The 18,229-nt window shown below is 51.8% G+C and carries 12 protein-coding genes; 3 read left to right on the forward strand and 9 right to left on the reverse strand.

Annotated features, from left to right (window positions below):
* Nucleotides 1-118: 118 nt before the first annotated feature.
* Nucleotides 119-313, reverse strand: coding sequence for a PA3496 family putative envelope integrity protein (locus ACN0R1_RS19850; RefSeq protein ID WP_417585916.1), 195 nt, complete (start codon nt 311-313; stop codon nt 119-121).
* A 163-nt stretch (nt 314-476) separates the two neighbouring features.
* Nucleotides 477-2,198 carry a PHA/PHB synthase family protein gene (locus ACN0R1_RS19855; RefSeq protein WP_417585917.1) on the reverse strand — a complete coding sequence of 574 codons (1,722 nt, stop codon included), beginning with the start codon at nt 2,196-2,198 and terminating at the stop codon, nt 477-479.
* Nucleotides 2,199-2,397: 199 nt separating this feature from the next.
* On the opposite strand from ACN0R1_RS19855, the gene ACN0R1_RS19860 reads away from it, so the two are divergent.
* Nucleotides 2,398-5,139 carry a GNAT family N-acetyltransferase gene (locus ACN0R1_RS19860; protein ID WP_417585918.1) on the forward strand — a complete coding sequence of 914 codons (2,742 nt, stop codon included), beginning with the start codon at nt 2,398-2,400 and terminating at the stop codon, nt 5,137-5,139.
* Nucleotides 5,140-5,151: 12 nt separating this feature from the next.
* On the opposite strand, the gene ACN0R1_RS19865 is transcribed toward ACN0R1_RS19860, so the two are convergent.
* Entirely contained in the window at nt 5,152-5,460 is a 309-nt protein-coding gene (locus ACN0R1_RS19865; protein WP_417585919.1) for a metalloregulator ArsR/SmtB family transcription factor, read from the reverse strand.
* Between the two features lie 214 nt (nt 5,461-5,674).
* On the opposite strand from ACN0R1_RS19865, the gene ACN0R1_RS19870 reads away from it, so the two are divergent.
* Together ACN0R1_RS19870 and ACN0R1_RS19875 are read left to right on the forward strand one after the other, a co-directional pair.
* Nucleotides 5,675-6,376 carry a transglutaminase-like cysteine peptidase gene (locus ACN0R1_RS19870; protein WP_417585920.1) on the forward strand — a complete coding sequence of 234 codons (702 nt, stop codon included), beginning with the start codon at nt 5,675-5,677 and terminating at the stop codon, nt 6,374-6,376.
* A 46-nt stretch (nt 6,377-6,422) separates the two neighbouring features.
* The gene (locus ACN0R1_RS19875; RefSeq protein WP_417585921.1) at nt 6,423-8,348 is read left to right on the forward strand and encodes an EAL domain-containing protein; all 1,926 of its coding nucleotides are present in this window, start codon (nt 6,423-6,425) and stop codon (nt 8,346-8,348) included.
* Here the strand turns inward: ACN0R1_RS19875 and ACN0R1_RS19880 are convergent.
* The 6 genes from ACN0R1_RS19880 to ACN0R1_RS19905 form a co-directional block, all read right to left on the reverse strand.
* Nucleotides 8,335-8,688 (reverse strand): tryptophan synthase subunit beta like protein, encoded by a 354-nt coding sequence (locus tag ACN0R1_RS19880; protein WP_417585922.1) that lies wholly within the window; start codon nt 8,686-8,688, stop codon nt 8,335-8,337. The genes ACN0R1_RS19875 and ACN0R1_RS19880 overlap by 14 nt on opposite strands.
* Nucleotides 8,689-8,736: 48 nt before the next feature.
* Nucleotides 8,737-9,336 carry a response regulator transcription factor gene (locus ACN0R1_RS19885; RefSeq protein WP_417585923.1) on the reverse strand — a complete coding sequence of 200 codons (600 nt, stop codon included), beginning with the start codon at nt 9,334-9,336 and terminating at the stop codon, nt 8,737-8,739.
* Nucleotides 9,333-10,757: an HlyD family type I secretion periplasmic adaptor subunit gene (locus ACN0R1_RS19890; protein WP_417585924.1), complete on the reverse strand. Its 1,425-nt coding sequence runs from the start codon at nt 10,755-10,757 to the stop codon at nt 9,333-9,335. Before ACN0R1_RS19890 ends, ACN0R1_RS19885 begins: the two co-directional genes overlap by 4 nt.
* Nucleotides 10,757-12,892, reverse strand: coding sequence for a type I secretion system permease/ATPase (locus ACN0R1_RS19895; protein WP_417585925.1), 2,136 nt, complete (start codon nt 12,890-12,892; stop codon nt 10,757-10,759). The genes ACN0R1_RS19890 and ACN0R1_RS19895 overlap by 1 nt, the downstream gene beginning before the upstream one ends.
* An 82-nt stretch (nt 12,893-12,974) precedes the next feature.
* The gene (locus tag ACN0R1_RS19900; protein WP_417585926.1) at nt 12,975-14,402 is read right to left on the reverse strand and encodes a TolC family outer membrane protein; all 1,428 of its coding nucleotides are present in this window, start codon (nt 14,400-14,402) and stop codon (nt 12,975-12,977) included.
* 94 nt (nt 14,403-14,496) lie between these two features.
* Nucleotides 14,497-18,006 carry an AAA family ATPase gene (locus ACN0R1_RS19905; protein ID WP_417585927.1) on the reverse strand — a complete coding sequence of 1,170 codons (3,510 nt, stop codon included), beginning with the start codon at nt 18,004-18,006 and terminating at the stop codon, nt 14,497-14,499.
* Between the last annotated feature and the right edge of the window lie 223 nt (nt 18,007-18,229).

An 18,229-nucleotide genomic window follows, 5' to 3' on the forward strand; every position in this document is an offset into this window, starting at 1 on the left:
AGATGCCGGTTTGCTTTCTCTACAGATTAAGCATGGCACATTGTTAGGGGGGCGGGTCCATCTTATTTCCTACAGGGCGGTAGTACCACCTTTTGTGGGAGCTCGCTCTGCGAGCGATTTACACGTGTTCGTCGAACACGTCGCTGATTTGCTTCATTAAACGGCGTTCTTCCATCAGATCTTCGATCTGACGGCGGCGTTTGCCGTTATATTTGAGGCGGCTGCGGCCGATCTCGTCGTCTTCTGAAAACTGTTCGCTCCAGTCATCTATCTCATCGATAGAGACCTGATCGACACGTACTTTTGTGCCCATCTGTTCTGCTCTCACGCAAAGGTTGATACGTTGGCCTGTCAGGCCTCATGTTTACTGTAACCGTGCTCAACAGCACCTCTACATATCCGCGAATATAGTGCTGAACCTCCAAGGCTCAAAATTAAAAAAATCTATAGCAAATTAAAAAAATACCTATAGATGACTATTTCTCCATTACATAGTTGCCAGGGGCATCACATAACGGGTATACCCCGTCATCCGGATTGCCAAGTGTCGGTGGTAGTACGTGGCCTGGAGACGACTTGGATTCCAGCCAGCCCACCCAGGGTTCCCACCAGGAACCTTGATGTTTTTCATGCTGCTGCAACCATTGATCTGGCGGGATATGCTTGTCTTCAGAGCGCTGCAGGCCTATCTGAAAGCTACGCCTTGGGTTGCCAGGTTCACTGACAATACCGGCATTGTGGCCGCCACTGGTCAGTACAAAGGTGATCTCTGTATTGAACAGGTCGTTGATTTTGTACACCGACCGCCAGGGGGCAACGTGGTCTGTCACGGTGGCCACAGCAAAAACCGGTACACGTACATCCCGTAAAGAGATCGGACGGTCATTGACGATATAACGGCCACTGGCCAGATCGTTATTCAGGAATAGCAAGCGCAGGTATTGTGAATGCATACGATAAGGCATACGTGTGGCATCGCTGTTCCAGGCCATGAGTTCACTGGTACCGGGTTTATCGCCTAGCAGATATTCGTTGACCATCTTAGACCAGAGCAGGTCATAGGAGCGCAGCAGCATAAAGGCACCGGCCATCTGTTTGGTATCCAGATAGCCCTTATCCCACATCATGTCTTCCATGTAACTCAGCTGACTTTCATCGATAAACAGCATCAGCTCACCGGCTTCAGTAAAGTCGGTCTGTGCGGTGAACAGGGTCACGGATTGCAGTCGATCATCTTCATCACGTGCCATGGCCGCAGCCGCAATCGACAACAGGGTGCCACCTAGACAATAACCCGCGGCATGAATCTTCTGATCCGGAACGATCTTGTTGATCACATCCAGCGCCGCCATGATGCCTTTTTGGGTATAGTCTTTCATCGACAGGTCGCGGTCTTCCGCCGTGGGGTTATGCCAGGACACCATAAACACGGTATAACCCTGATCCACCAGGTATTTGACCATGGACTTGCTCGGTGAAAGATCGAGAATGTAGTACTTCATAATCCAGGCAGGTACGATCAATACCGGCTCGGCTTTAACTTTATCGGTAGTGGGCGTGTATTGAATCAGCTCAATCAGACGATTACGGTAGACCACTTTACCTGGCGAGACAGCCAGATCCCGGCCTACTTTAAGGTCGGACTCTGCCGGTTGTTCTTCCAGCAGGGTGTGCTGCATATCTTCTACCAGTTTCTGCATCCCCTGCATCAGGTTCATGCCACCAGACGTCAGGGTTTTGTTAGCTACAACGGGGTTGGTAGCGGCGAAATTGGTTGGCGAGAGCATGTCCAACCACTGGCGAGCCGAGAAGGTCACCATGTTTTCATGATGTTTGGCAACGCCTGGAATATTGGTGGTCGCGTAATGCCACCATTGCTCGTTCAGCATGAAATTTTGCGAAATAACGTTATAAGGAAATTTGCTCCAGGCCGGATCATTGAAGCGACGGTCATCTGCCAGAGGCTTGATGAAGGGTTTGATTTCGGGATCAAACGCGGCCCGCGATGCCCAGAGCATAAAGGCTGAATTCTTGCGCAGAATGTTTTCGGTCATTTCGGCCATTTTGCCCGGTGAATGACCCATATGAATTAACCAGTCCATGTAGGCAAGTAGCAGCGATGCTGGTGACATGCCTTTGGTATAGCGCCCCTCCATCGCGTGAATCAGGCGATCCAGAGTGGTTTTGATTTCGGGCATGTTTGCCCCTTGAATGCCAGGCATAAACGATATCCTTTTTAGTTGACTAACCCTAGATTCATTTTAGCCAATATTAAGCAAACTTCATCTAGTTGTATCAGTAAATATACTTATAAACCTTTTGCTGCATGTGCGAAATGGATAGAATGGTTTACACTAAAGTCTGAATCGCTCTGTCTCAAAGCGAAGGAAGCCAGTTATGTCTACAAAATACCTCAAGCGTTTTTTTAAGCCTCGTTCCATCGCCGTTTTTGGTGCATCAGAACGGCATGACAGCCTTGGTGGTATCGTACTGCGCAACCTGTTGGACAGTGGTTTTAAAGGCCCCATCATGGCGGTCAATAAGGAAGGTTATCAGCAGGTAAACGGCGTGACCTGCTATGAAGGGGTCAGCAGCCTGCCGGAAATGCCGGACCTGGCCATTATCTGCACCCCACCTGATGGCGTGGCAGATCTGGTACGTAAACTGGGTGCCAATATGGTGCGTGCCGCGTTGATTCTGACCGGGGGGCTGACGCTCGAGAGCGTGACCGGGCAGGGCAGTATCAAGGATGAGATTCGCGAAGCCGCGCGCTCCTACGGAATACGTATTCTTGGTCCAGATTGCATGGGCATGCTGATTCCCGGTTCCGACATGAATGCCAGCTTCTCCCACGTTAACATTCGCAAGGGTCGGGTTGCCTATGTCGGCCAGTCGGGATTGATCGGCACGGCAATGATTGACTGGGCAAACGGCCAGGAAATAGGTTTCTCACATTTTCTGACCCTGGGTGACGGCGTCGATGTCGATCTACCCTCCATTATTGATTATCTGGCTGGCGAGCCCACCACCCATGCGATTCTGCTGCAGATGAATCGGGTGATCGGCCCCTCACGTAATTTCATTTCTGCGCTTAGATCGGCCTCACGTAACAAACTGGTGCTGGTGTTGAAATCCGGCATTATTCCGGATGGGCGCATGCATGAAGAGGTGTGTGAAGGTATTGCCAATCAGGATGATGTCTATGATGCCGCGTTACGTCGTGCTGGTGTGGTGCGGGTAGACACCTCGGATATGCTGTTTAATGCCCTGGAAACACTTACGCGGATGAAACCCATGCGTGGTGAACGCCTGGCAATTGTCTGTAATGGCATGGGGCCAAACGCCCTGGCATATGACCGGCTCAAAGTACGTAAAGGACAGTTAGCTGAGCTGACCGAGGAAACCGTGGCGGGTCTGGCTGAGTTTTTGCCGGCTCACTGGAATGGTCGTAATCCGGTAGACATCAACGCCGATGCCACCCCGGAACGCTACGCTGAAGTGATTATGCGTTTAACCAAAGACCCGAATGTGGATGCAGTACTGTCTATTCATGCACCTACCCGCATAGCTCCGAGTGTCGAGACGGCTGATGCGGTGGTTAAAATTGCCAAGAAAACCCCGCGTAATGTGCTCACTTGCTGGATGGGTCGTGAATCCGCTATCGCGGCACGTAATCGCTGCAATGCCTCTGGCATCACCACTTTCCTGAATCCGGAAGAAGCGATAGATGCGTTTATGTTCATGGTGGAGTATCACCGTAACCAGAAGGTGATGCGTCAGACCCCAGCCCCTTATCGTATCGATAATGAGCCTAACCGTAATAAAGCCCAGCAACTTATTCAACGGGTTATCGATGAGGGACGTGATTACCTCACGCATCCGGAAGCCTGTGATCTGCTGGATCTGTACGAAATTCCGACCTCCAACACCCACTATGCCGATGATATCGATCAGGTGGTCGATATTGCCAGCCAGCTGGGGGGCTCGGTTGCCGTCAAGGCACTGCATCAGGGTAACGTCTATCCCTTCAGCTACGAGCGGGATGGCAATCGAAACCTGCGCTGGCGCGATCTCGCGCTGGATCTGTACTCCATGACTGAAGTGCGCCACTCCACCACCAAGTTGGCCTACCGTGTCAGTGAGCGTTATGCGCCTGAGCAACAGATGGGCTTTGCTGTGCAGCAGATGAAACGCGGCTTTCAGTCCTTACAGATCAACCTGGGTATTACCCGTGATCCGGTGTTTGGCCCGCTGGTTATTTTCGGCATAGGAGGCTATACCGCCGATACTCTGGCGGACCGCTCGTTGATGCTGCCGCCGATGAACTCCGCCCTGGCTGAACAGTTGGTAAAACGGTCACGGGTTTATGGGATCGTTGCCGAAAACAGTGACTGGCCTGAGCGTGACTTACAAAACATCTGTGATCTGTTGATCAAGCTGGGGCAGATGGCGGTTGAGCTGAAGCAGCTTAAAGCACTGGAGATCAACCCCTTATTGCTGAACAAGCGTGGCCTGCTGGCGGTGGATGTATGTGTATCACTGGGAGAGCCAGCTAATCTGTCGGTATCGCCTTATCCGGAGTATTTGACCGAGCATATCCGACTGAAAAAATCAGGCCGTCCGGCAATTCTACGGGCGATTCGCGGAGAAGATGAGCCAGCGCATCTGGAGTTTTACAACAAGCTATCTCCGGAGTCGATTCGTCTGCGCTACTTTTACAGTCGAGGGGTGCCAACCCATCAAGAGCTGGCTAACTGGACACAAATCGATTATGACCGGGAAATGGCCTTGATCGTTACTGCACCCAAAGATAATGCCAGCGGTTTTGAAACACTCGGAGTCGCCAGAGCGGTGACCGATGCCGATAATATCCGCGCTGAGTTTTCCGTGGTGGTACGCGATGATCTTCAGGGTGAAGGTTTGGGTGTGGTGCTGATGCAGAAAATCATTCAGTACTGTCGTGATCGCGGCACACTGATGATTATGGGGTCAACCTTGCCGTCCAATAAAGGCATGCAAGCGCTGGCACGGAAGCTGGGCTTCCGTAACAGCTATAATGCCGAAGAGGACGTGATTGACATGAAGCTGATGCTGCATGAACCCACAGAAGATTGGCAAATGCTACGTTTGCAGCAATGAGCGCCTAAGCAATCAGAGAGTTGGGCAGAAAATATCATGCAGGGTGCCAATCAGCCGTTTGGCCTTGTCGCCCTGTAGCGAGTAGAAGATAGTCTGCGATTCGCGACGTGTTTTAACCAATCCATCACGGCGTAACAGCGCCAGGTGTTGAGACAGTGCTGATTGGCTCAAATCCAGAAAACTGTTCAACTCGGTTACCGATAACTCACGGTTTCCTAGGTAACACAAAATCAGCAATCGGCTATCATTGCCTAGTGCTTTCATCAATCGGGCAGCTTCACCGGCATTTTGTTTCATTAGTGCCAGGCCGTCTGGCGCCATAACGGATTCCTGAGAATCCTCAGATGTCATTACAGCATTCAATTCAGTCACCCCAAGAGTCATAGTTTTTGTCGTATATTTTATATGTAGCGAGACTATTTTACAGATATCCAATGCTTGGATAAAACCCTGTATTATACTGTCATGCTATTAATATAGTACTGTAGCAGAATGCGTTCAGAAAATATTCTGTCTGAATAATGGACATTGCCCCATGCTGAAAAGACTGGCCCGGCCGGTAAACACCTTGTTGATTATTCCGGTGCTGCTTATCAGCCTGGCAATCAGCAATGGGCTTTTTAGTCGGGCAAGCATTGATTTTGATCGTTTTCACCGCTTGATGGACAGCCGCTTTGGTTCTCAACGCTTTCAAGTGTCACAGCGTTGGGAAGCTATGCTCAGAGACGCTGCACAGGCTGAAACGGAGCGGCAGAAGCTGGAAATAGTAAACCAATTTGTTCATCAGTATGTGCGTTATCGTACGGATCGCAGGTTGTATGGCGTAGAAGATTACTGGGCTTCGCCATTGGAGACTCTGGGGCAGGGTCTGGGGGACTGTGAAGACTACGCTATTCTTCAATATGTCAGTTTACGCCAGGCCGGTATCAGTGATGATCGCTTGCGGTTGATCTATGTAAATGCCAGAACGGGAGGGCCGCGCAGTAGCATTACCGAAGCACACATGGTGCTTGGCTATTACGCTACCCCTACGTCGGAGCCATTGATTCTGGACAGCCTGATCGCCAATATTCGCCCGGCGTCAGAGCGTAGTGACTTGTCACCCGTGTTCAGCTTCAACAGTGAAGGTTTATGGGCTGGGGGAGCAACCTCGCCAGCCGCCAGCGCAACAGCACGCTTGTCTCGCTGGCGTAATGTTTTAGATAGAATTCAGCAGGAAGGGGTGAGTTTTCAATGAAAGCGGCAGGTCAAAGGAATCGGTTTGTGAAACGGGAGTGTGGGTCATGTCACTGATACGTCAATTGTGGATCGCGGTTGTGTTGATGATGTCCATTGCCTTCATCAGCAGTTTCAGCATCAGCACTTACAAAGCCAAAGATTACTTTGAAGAACAGTTATTGCTGAAAAACATTGATAATGCCGGATCGCTGGCGCTGACACTGTCTCAGATTGAAAAAGACCCGGTCACACTGGAACTGCTGATTGCCGCGCAATTTGATACGGGCCATTACCAGCGTATCGAACTGCTCAGTCCACAGGGTGAGATTCTGCAGCGTAAAGTCTATGAAGGTGATGATGCAACCGGCGTACCTGACTGGTTCAAATCCATCGCCTCGCTGGAAATAGAACCGGGTGTTGCGCAAGTGCAGGATGGCTGGTTTCAGTACGGCACTCTTTATGTTGAAAGCCATAAGCGCTTTGCCTATCAGGCGCTCTGGACCACCACCCGGGATTTGTTGGTGTGGTTTCTGCTGGTCTCTCTGGTAGCCGGTGGGCTGGGTACCTTGATTCTGAAATTAATAACACGCCCTCTGGATGATGTGGTGAACCAGGCTGAAGCGATTGGTGGACGGCGCTTCATCAAGTCCAAAGAACCGCGCACGCTGGAATTCGGGCGTGTGGTCAAAGCGATGAACATCCTATCTGAACGCATTCGCCAGATGCTGGACAGTGAGCGTAAGCGTCTTGAAGAGATGCGCCACAAGAACCAGCACGATGAATTGACCGGGCTGGCAAACCGAGAGTACTTTCTCAGTCAGTTGGATACCAAGCTTAACAGTATTGATTCCGACAGCCAGCATGCGGTGTTACTGATTCGGGTGCGTCATCTGGCGATGCTCAATCAGCAACTCGGCCACAAGCAAACGGATGCCTTGCTGAAAAATGTCGCCCAGGCCATCCACCAGGCCACTGACGATATAGCCGATAACTTCACCCAGGCCGATGTTGGGCGTCTGAATGGCAGCGACTTTGCCGTGTTGTTAACCGATGCTCTGGATCTGGGTGCTATCAGTGAGGTGCTGCTGCACAAATTGCTGACACTGTCGGTTGACTACAACCCGGTGCCACAGTTACCCATTGCGGCCGCTTATTTCTCGCCCGGTGATAGCCGCGCCGACCTGATGATGAGGCTGGATACCCTGCTGGCTTATGCTGAGCAACGTGAGATAACCTGCAGTGAAATCACCCTGGCGCATCAGAACACCCCACGTTTTCATACGGCTGACGAATGGCGGATGGTGCTGACGGAGGCTTTGCTGCGTGAGCGTGTGACGGCGCAATACTATCCTGTACTGACCACTGATGGCAGCCAGCTGCATCAGGAGGCGATGATGCGCCTGCAGCTTCAGGGTGAGGTGCATTCAGCGGGTTACTTTATTCCCTGGGCGCGGCGACTGGGGATGTTGCCGGAACTGGATGTGGCGATGGTGAGTCATGTGCTGGGGCAATTGCACCGTTTGGAGGATGCGCCGCCCACGGCGATTAATCTATCTTCCGAAACCCTCAGTGACCTGGTTGCCGTAAACCGCCTCAGTGATCAGCTCAAAAATAGCCCGAAAGAAGCGCAGTTGCTCTGGTTTGAAGTCAGCGAACGCTGCGTTGTACAGCATCCGCAGGTGTTCAAGGAGTTCTGTCGCCAAATTAAACCGCTGGGTTGTCGCATCGGTCTGGAAAGAGCGGGGGCTGATTTTGCCCGTATCAACAATCTGCAGGAGCTGGGGCTGGACTATATCAAGGTGGATAATGCCTTCGTCAGTGAACTGGAAGGCAATATTACCAATCAGAACTTCTTGCGCGGGCTGGCAACGCTGGGGCATTCCATCGGCTTGCTGGTGATTGCAGACGGGGTGAAGCAGGGCGCCGAGGCACCCTTGCTAAAAGAACTGGGTATGGATGGTTATACCGGGCCTGGAATCAAAGAAACCTGAGCGTGTTATCCTCATCGTCTTCATCGCTAATCAGATTGAGACTACGATGGTTTTCACGCAGGGTTTGACGGGTCAAGAGTTTTTGCTGTGCGGCTTTGGGCAGGTCGGTGAAGTGGATCAGCCCTTTTTGAGTTAGCAGGTCGATCACGTCTTCCAGCACCCTGACCAGCTCGGTGTCGGTGTTTTGCAGCGCAGAAGCCGTCACTGTGGCTTTACAGGCTTCACATTTGACGTAATTCAAAAATTCTTCTGAACGATCATCAGCCAGTTCAGGAAAGGCATCGGATTGGGTTTCACTGACCCCGATAATTTTGCCGCAATTGTTTCGTTTGATATACATGCCTCAGTCTCCCTGACGTTTATAGCCTGAATCATAACACAAGGCGAATCAGTGACCACGAACAACCAGCATCAGATGCATACGATCACGTACATCCAGTTTTTGGAAAATAGCACTGAGGTGGGCTTTAACGGTGCGTTCAGTGATATCCAGTTTCCGGGCAATTTCCTTGTTGCTGGCACCGGTAATCACGGCCTGGGTTACCTCTTTCTCGCGCTCGGTCAGAATGCTCAGGTCGACCTCATTGCTTTGCTGCTTCTTCAGCACTTCTGAGAGCACGCCTATCATCCGTGTAACCAGAGCAGATGGCAGCCACATGGCGCCCTGGTGCACGCTCAGGGCAACTTGTTGCAGGGTGGCAATGTTGGCCAGCGCTTCGGTATAGCCTCGTGCACCGGCTTCCAGGGAGTGGCGCAGTTCATCGGTATTTTCCAGCCGTGTCAGAACAATCACCTTGCAACCGCTTTGGGAATAGAAAGATACCAGATCCAGCCAGTTGCGGCTGGCTGCCAAAATCCACACTAAGGTATCCGTATCGGCTGCCGGAGGGAGTGAAATATTGGCTTGTATATCAGCTTCGGGAAAGGCGGCTTGCCAGCGTGGGCTGACAAAGGCTTCGTCCGTTAGAAACAGGTTTTTATGGTTCATCTTTCACTCATTGCCTGAGATGTTGCTCTAAGAACTGGTTTTAACAGGTATTCCAGCACAGTTTTCTTGCCTGTCAATATATCCACCTGGGTTATCATCCCCGGAATAATGGTCAGATCGGCATCAAAGCCTGATTCAAAGGTACGTAGTCTAACCAGATAATAGGTATTGTCCTGCTCATCGGTAATGGTATCGGCACTGATATGTTCTACTTCGGCATCCAGGCCGCCAAACACCGCAAAGTCGTAAGCGGTGAATTTGATCATCGCTCGCTGTCCCGGACGGATAAAAGCGATATCCTTCGGTGGAATGCGTGCTTCAATGATTAACTGATCGTCCAGCGGGATAATTTCCAGTACTTCACGGCCAGGGGTTACTACGCCACCTACGGTATTGGTGAACAGGCGTTGTACCGTACCGCGCACCGGGGCGCGAATCTCGGTCTGCTTAACGATATCTTCCAGGCCAGATTCAGCCTGAGATAACACATTAAAACGTGCACGTGATTCGGATAACTGTGAGTTCCAGCGGTTTCGCACGGTTAACTCAACTTCACGAATCTTGTTATGCGCTTCTTGAATAGCCGCCTCATTACGGCTGATGATCGCTTCTGCACGATTCAGCTCTCCACGGGCGTTGGACACCTCACGCTCCAACCGGATGATATCCACATCGGATACCGCACCAGATTGTAGCAGTGGCCGGGTAACCTGCAGTTCCCGAGAGCTTAGTGCCAGACTGCTGGCATGTTGAGAGCGAGCCGCACGGGCTTCGCGAAGGTCTTGTTCGCGCTGTTCCAGCTGGTTTTGATAGATGGAAATCTGTTCGTTCAACTCTTCACGGTTGCTGAAGAAGGTACTGCGCTCATGAGCAACAATATCCGGAGCTTCCAACACCAGGTCAACGGGAAAGTCTGGCTCGTCAAGATCACCGATCAGCGCCTGTAGTCGTGCCACCTCGGCCCGTAGGGCAAGGAACTGGGCGCGACTTTCTCTCAGGCTGGAAACGGCGCGGGTGGGATCAATTTTCAGTAACAGATCACCGGGATTAACTATCTGACCTTCACGTACCAGAATTTCTTCAACAATACCGCCATCCATCGACTGTACCACTTGCAACTGCCGGGAAGGGATAACCCGTCCGTCTCCGCGGGCGACCTCATCCAGGGGGGCATAAGCCGACCAGACCACTAGCAGGATCAGCGCCAGCGCCATAACATACAACAGGCGGCGGGCATGCACCGGTTCCTGCTGAATCCGTCCCCATTCCGCATCGACAACCCAGTCTTTGTCGGCCGGATTGCCTAACCAGCGGCCAAAAATTCGATCCATCATTGGTGAGCCACGTTGGCCTACCGCCTGGCTGATTTGCCCGACTTTGTCGAAGCCCTGCTGTTCCAGTGATGCTTTCTGCGCAGTCATCAGTTTGCACTCCCCACACGGCCCTGTTTGAGCGCTTCCATGACATCAGCCTTAGGTCCATCTGCCACAACCTTGCCGCCATCGATAACCAGCAGTCGGTCAGCCAGCGCCAGCAATGAGTTGCGGTGGGTAATCACCAGCAGGGTTTTGCCTCTGGAATAGCGAGCCAGATTCTGCTTAATGGTTTCTTCGCTGGAATGATCCAGTGCGCCGGTTGGCTCATCCAGCAACAGTAGCGGCGGGTCATTGATCAGTGCACGGGCGATAGCAACCGACTGACGCTGGCCACCCGAAAGCAGTTGGCCACGCTCGCCAACCTGCATATCAAAGCCTGCCGGGTGTGAGTTAATAAAGGGCGCCAGGCCACTGAGTGTTGCTGCCCGCAGAATCTGATGGTCTTCAGCCTGAGGTGCGGCGGTAATGATATTGTCTTTCAGGGTGCCAAAAAACATCGACACATCTTGAGGCACATAGCCAATCTGGCGACGCAGTTCCGAAGGATCAATCTGGCGGATATCCACGCCATCAATCAGTATGGCGCCGGACTCAGGCTCATACAGGCCCAGAATCAATTTTTCCAGCGTGCTTTTACCCGAACCGTTGCGTCCCAATACGGCGACATGCTCACCGGCTTTTATTTTAAAGCTTACATCGGTTAAGGCCTGGCGCTCATCATTTGGATAGCGGAAGCAGACGCGTCTGAACTCGATTTCACCCTGCAGGGAAGGGCGGCTGATCCAGTTTTTATTTTCGGGGCGCTCAATCGGGCGTTCCATAATCTCATTTAGAGACTGCATGGCTGTGGCTGAATGGTGGTATTGGGCCAACAACCCGGCGGCCTGGCTGATGGGGGCCATGGCGCGGGATGACAGCAGATAAGCGGCAATTAACCCACCCTGAGTCAGATTGCCCTCAATAATCATGTACACACCGATAATAATAATGGCAACCGCTACGCTGTGCTGTGTCCACTGAGCCCCATTGGTGATCGAGGCTGAAATCAGCCGCATCTGTGCGGCTGTGCGCGTCAGGAAAATGGTGGTTTTTTCCCAGATGGACTGAATTTTACTTTCAGCACCAAAGCTTTTCAGTGTTTCCAGATTGGACAGGCTTTCGATCAGTGTGGAGTTGCGCATCGCACCCGCACGCATAGACGTTTCGGACAGGCTGTGCATTTTGGCCTGTGCACTCAACGCGTAAACCAGTACCAGCAGCGCACCGGCAATAATCGGTAGTACCAGTGGCCAGCCAATGATGGCAATAACTGTGGCAAACAACAGTACGAAGGGCAGATCAACCAAGGCTACAACGGTCAGTGAACCAATAAAACTGCGTACTGATTCAAAGGATTGAATATTGGCGGCAAACGAACCCGCTGAAGCGGGGCGATTGGCCATTTTCATCCCCAGAACCCGTTCCATAATCGCGGAAGACAGTTTGACATCGGCACGGCTGGCGCCCAGATCCACAAACCAGCTGCGCATCAGGCGCAGTACCAGGTCGGCAGATAGTACGACAAACACCCCGACAGCCAATACCCACAGGGTATCGGTGGCATGGTTGGGGACCACCCGATCATACACATTCATCACAAACAGCGGCATGGCCACGGCAAAGCAGTTAATCATCACGGCGGCCAGCATCACATCGCGGTAGAGGCGGCGATTTTCAGCGATAACCCCCCAGAACCAGTGACGATCACGTACTTTTTTAATTTCTGGTGCGCGGCTGTCAAAGCGAAACTCAGGTCGGGCGTAAATCACCTGCCCGGAAAACTGTGATTGAATTTCCTTTAGTGGCACAGCCACAACGGTTTCGCTTAATTCAGGGTAAACGACTTCAGCGGTTTGCTGTTCAGTATCAACTCGGTTAACCACGCAGGCCTTGTCGTTTTTCAATAACAGGATGGCGGGTAACAGATTGCCATTGAGTTGATCGAGGCGACACTGGCTGATGCGACTGGCAAGACCAGCTCGCTTGGCGGCACGTCCAAAAACGGAAGGGGTCAGAATACCATTGACTAGCGGCAGTCCCGCGATAGCCGTTTCGGCTGAGACCGGAGAGTCATGAAACCGTGACAGAATAAGCAAACAGCCGAGTAATGCACCGCCAGGGGTTTCAGTAAACACAGACATACAGTGTCTCAACTCAGGTGAAAAGACGGACCTGAAAATCAGGCCCGTATAGAACAGAACGTATCCAGCTAATAACGTTTAATCAACGCAACAGGCGACTTTGCGCCATGCTGCTGTTTACATCCAGATCAGGGCAGGCACTTTCGCCGTCAACCATAAAGGTTTCTGCACCCAGATCAGACAGACTTGGAAGTCCTTCACGCACAACATCCAGTGCCGGCAGAAGTTCACCCATGCTTGTCAGTGTACGCGCCGCGGCAATACTGCGATCGTAAACGGCATTGGTATAAGCACGGCTGGCCTGGAAGTACTCATTTTCTGAATCCAGCACGTCCAGCAGGGTGCGATCACCGATACCAAACTGGTCTTTGTAAGCGGTACGAACACGGTCAGAAGAAATGCGGTGCTGGTTAAGAACCGGCAGTTGCTCATCCAGCTTGCGTACGTCATTGACGGCAATCTGCAGGGTCTGACGCAGATCGACACAGGCTTTGTCACGCTGATGCTTGGCAACATTCACTTCTTCGTAAGCTCGCTGCAAAGAGGCCTCATCACGGCCACCGTTATACAGATTGTATTGGAATTCCAGCGCTACACGGCCATCGTTGCGACGGTTGCTGAAGCCCTGATCATCATAATCCTGTGTGCCGTAACGGGCTGTCAGGTTAAGACGTGGACGGAAATCGGAACGTCTACGGTCAACGGCAGCTTCCTGAGAGTGAATGTTACGGATAGCGGCATGGAATGCCGGGTTACCCTGGTAAGCAAGTTGCAGGGCTTCACGCACATCGGCAGGAATACGGGTGTCATTAAGCTGGGCTGGCAGCATGTTTTCAGCTGGCAGTTCACCGACAATGCGCAAATAGCGTGCACTGACATCGTGCAAGTTAGACATTTCGGTCAGCAGGTTGGCTTCAGCCAGAGAAAGACGACCAGAGATCTGTTCCAGATCGGCGCGGCGTGCCACACCGGCATTGGCGCTTTCTTCGATCTGATCAAATACAGTGATGTGCTCTTCGTAGTTTTCTTCAGCCAGCGACACCAGTTCGCGGTAGCGCATGACGTCTTCGTAAGCATTTACCGCCTGAAATGCCGTATTTTCAACGCCATCAAGCAGTTCGAAGTAGCGCACCAGTTGAGCGCTTTCGAAACGTCTTACTTCGTTTCGGGTTCTGAACCCATCATAGAGCATCTGCGTCAGTGTGATCTCAGCGGCCGCGCCTGAAAAATTCTTTTTGCCATCGTAATTTTCCCAGTCACGGTGTTCATAGCCATAGCCAGCTGTAAAATCGACTATTGGGCGATAGCCACCACTGGCGAATTCAGTATCATGACCAGACGCCATGAAAGCATGCCAGCTAGCCTGGACTTCAGGGTTGGTTTCTATAGCCTTGCGAGCTATGTCAGCGATGGTGGTGCTGTCCATCTGAGCGTAAGCAGACGCAGATAAAAGGCAGCTGCCTGAGATCAGACAAACCATAAGCGTGCGTGGAGCCTTAATTATTTTCATTCCTTTCACCCATGATTAAAGCAGTAAACATGATTATATAGAGTCTAGATTAGCATCTTAGCGTAAGCAAAAAGTAATCACTTCATACAATAACTTATAGGCTGTGTAACAAACGCTGTAAAGTTTCTGACAATAAATCATGTTCACGATTGATTGTGCTATCTAAAGTACGCTGAAGCAAAACTCGTGCCGCATCCTTGAGATCTGACCGAATGAGTGCTTCAGCTCCCATAAGTACGGCTATCGGCAGGCCATCGGCATAGGCGCTGTGAATACCGTTGATCAACCAGTCGACCTGCTCGCTGCGTACCGGCTCATCGATGGATGCGCTTAGGCTTAAAATCAGTAATTCTGAAGCACACAGCCATAAATGATGCTGTAATCGGGTTGCAATTTCATGACAGGCGCGCGCGTTTTCCAGTGCGTAAGCGTGTTTATTGCAGTGTGACAGAGTGGAGGCAGCAAAAAACAACTGATAGCAGTGGCTGCTCGGCGTTAAGTTCTCGGACGGTAAGGCGAGCAGTTGCTCACAGTATTGATGGGCTTCTTCTGGTTGCCCATCAAAACACCAGGTCCAGGCCAGAAAACCCATAGCCAAAACCTCAGGGCTCTCGTGGCTGTAATAGTTCAGTTCTTCGGGGTCAGCCTGTTTTGTAAGCAATAATGACTGTTCAGCATGCGCGCGACTCTGCTTGAGCTGTCCCAGCCAGAAGTAACTGTTGGCCAGTGCCCAGTGTGCCAGCGTTAACTGGGCCGCACTGTGCGCGTGATCATACAGCAGGTTGGCGGCCTGCAATCGCGAACGCTGAGAATCAACCGAGCCAATGCCAAGAAATAGCAGGTGTAATGAGCGGAAACAGGCGGTTTCATCCGCAACCTGCTTTGCCAGTTGCAAGGCTTCAGAGGCGGCCTTGAAGGCGTGCAGGTCGCCATAGCCAAACGCCATAATACGACACTGGGCCAGATCATTTAGCAGGGTAATGCGCTGCTCCAGTGAGTAATCCACCGTTGTATCCAGCTTCAGGGCTTCGCCCAGGCACTGAGACGCGTCAGTATAGTGCCGTTGTTGTAAAGCATATTGCCCGCAGCGCAGGTAGAGATCAGCAGCTTTATCCAGCTCACCAGCGGCTTGCCAGTGGAAAGCCAGACGTGCGTTGAGCTCAGTGGGTATTTTGTTGTGTTGCTTCAGTTTTTTCTGCTGTAGTTGCAATGCCAGTGTCTTGTGCACGAAGCGCTGGCGGCTGGGTGGATTCAACGACGCCAATACCCGTTGCAATAAAGGCGGTGTGAAGGCTATCTGCGTTTTGCTCTGCCACTGCAGCAGTTTGGCTGCGATCAATTGATCAAAGGTTTCGGTTGGAGTGGCGAGGTTCTGTGTCTGACCAATCAATAAGGCTTGATCCGGGCGGATGTCCGGCCATTGCAAAGCCAGTTGCAACGCACTGTCACGCCATTCATTCAGTTGATCAATTCGATGACTAAAGTAGTGCAGGACTTCGTGTGGAATCAGGTTGTCTTCAGATGAACAGGCCATCGCCTTGAGTAAAAAAGGATTATGATCGGTCAGCTCCAGCAGCTGTGCCGCTTCATCCGGGGAACGCCAGCTCTGACTGTTGCGGGAAAAAAGCTTAAGCAAACGGGTTGCTGAGGTGTCACTGAGCCTGGGTAGTGTCAGGTTCAGCCAAGACTGATTTTTTGCCGTTTCAGGCTTGTTGCGAGCGCTGAACAGTAGTAACAGTGGGCAGTCTGTGCGGTCTGTCAAACAATCAATCAAAGCCTGTGTGGAGGCATCTATCCAATGCCCATCTTCAATCCACACCAGCAGGCAGGGGCCACTAACCCCTTGTAGTAATTGGCTGATAGCAGTAATTGCCAGTTGAACCGTCTGCTCAGTGGGCGGTGCAATACTGGTTATCAGGTCAATCAGGATAGGTTGCTGCAGCAATTTATCCCAGCCGTGTCGGCGCATTCGCTCTTTGAGGGTGTCAGGTTTGATCGCTTCGTCACCCTGAAACCCGAGTAGCTGGCGTAAGCAACTGATCAGGGGAAATAAAGGTTGTTGCTGACGATCCGGGTAGCAGCGTAGCTTGAAGATTCTGTCACCCGTCTGGCGTTGCTGTTTCAACCATTGGGTCAGCATCAGTGTTTTGCCGCATCCGGCAGGGCCGGTCAGGTTTACCAGTCGGGGAAGCTGCTGCTGTTCGGCCTGATCACGCTGCTGGTCAAGCTGCTCACATATAGGTAGCTGTTCTGGAAGTAGCAAGGTGTCGGAGTCGCTAAACCAGCCGGGTTCATCCACCAGTAAAAAGGCCCCGGATAAACTGCCATCATTGCGGCGGCGGCGCTCGGTGATTTTACGCGCCTGCACCTTACGATCCAGTAACCGGTAGCAGGGTTCACTCAGTAGAATCTGTCCATCTGTGGCGCTCTGGCACAGTAGGCTGGTTTCTTCGGTCACATCGCCGAGCAGGTCGGGTAGAGAGGCACTCAAAGATGAAAACAACGTGCCAGTGTGGATGCCGGCACGTAACTCGATCTCCGGATGGGTGCGGGTGTAATGCATCAAACGTATGCTGCAGCGAACAGCCAGCCAGGCACTGTCTTCGAGTGCACTTGGCCAGCCAAAATAGAAGAACGAGCCACGACCGGCACTGTTCAGATGGAAGGCGCCGATGTCATCACAAAGCAGTTTGCGCGAGTAGTGATCGGCATCGAATAGTTGCTGTGCCGCAGCTTCTGGATCTGGCAGACTGCAGCGCCATTGCAGATGCACCACCACTACAGGTGAGATCTTTTCAATAGCTGGAAATTGGTCTGGTTGTGAAGTGCGTGTTGGTTGCTCGTTGAGTTTCTGTGTTAGTTGGTTATACAGTGCTTGAGATTTGCTATCCGGTAAAACGCCAAGCTCACGCTGCATGCGTTGGGTAAAATTCTCGTACAGTCGTAATGCCAGTCGCGATTGACCGTTTTCAGAACATAACAGCATAACTTCACGCAGTACGGATTCATTGTCTGGATCAAGCTGCTGTATCTTCTGAGCATAACTGATCACCAGACCTGACTGTCGATTGGCTTGTGCCTGAGCTATCAGTGTATTCAGCAAGCGTATCTGGCAACTGCGAAAATACGCCCGCTTATCCGTCAGCCAGTCTTCAAATTCTTCGCAGCCTGGCAGGGTATAACCCGCCATAAACTCACCAGTCAGTAGGCTGTCTTCCTTGAAGTGATCAAGGTTGTTTACCTGGGGTGTTGTCGCACGCTGCAAGGTTTCCAGATCGGCAATATCAAGATGCAGCAGCGCATGATTCTGTAGCGCGACAAAGTGCCGATCCACAATCAACGCTCCATTAAATGCACTATTACCAAACAGCTTCGATAGAATGGATAATACCTGACGCAGATTCACCCGCGCCGCCGGTTCATCCAGATCAGGCCAGAACAAGCTGGCAATAAAAACACGTGAGTGGTTACGATTTCTCTCAGCCGCCAGAAAACCCAATAACCCCAGCGCCTTGCGATAGCGCAACTGCAAAGGCACCTCACCCGCAGCCCCCTTCAACATCGGCGTATCCAGCAAACAAAGACGACTAACCTGTGTATTCAAACAACCACTCCAAATTAAACCAAACCCTTTCGCCCGGGGACCGGGCTCCCACATGGGGAACCCCACACTACCTGTAGGAGCTCACTCCGTGAGCGAACAACCCCAATCAAAACCCTGTTCTATTCGCCCGGAGACCGGGCTCCCACAGACCGGGCTTATATGGACCCGCCCGTGTTGCAAGCTATTTTTGACTCGAGCAGATGTGTTGCACGCTTATATCCGA

The sequence above is a fragment of the Nitrincola sp. genome (assembly GCF_048264025.1).
Lineage (GTDB): Bacteria > Pseudomonadota > Gammaproteobacteria > Pseudomonadales > Balneatricaceae > Nitrincola.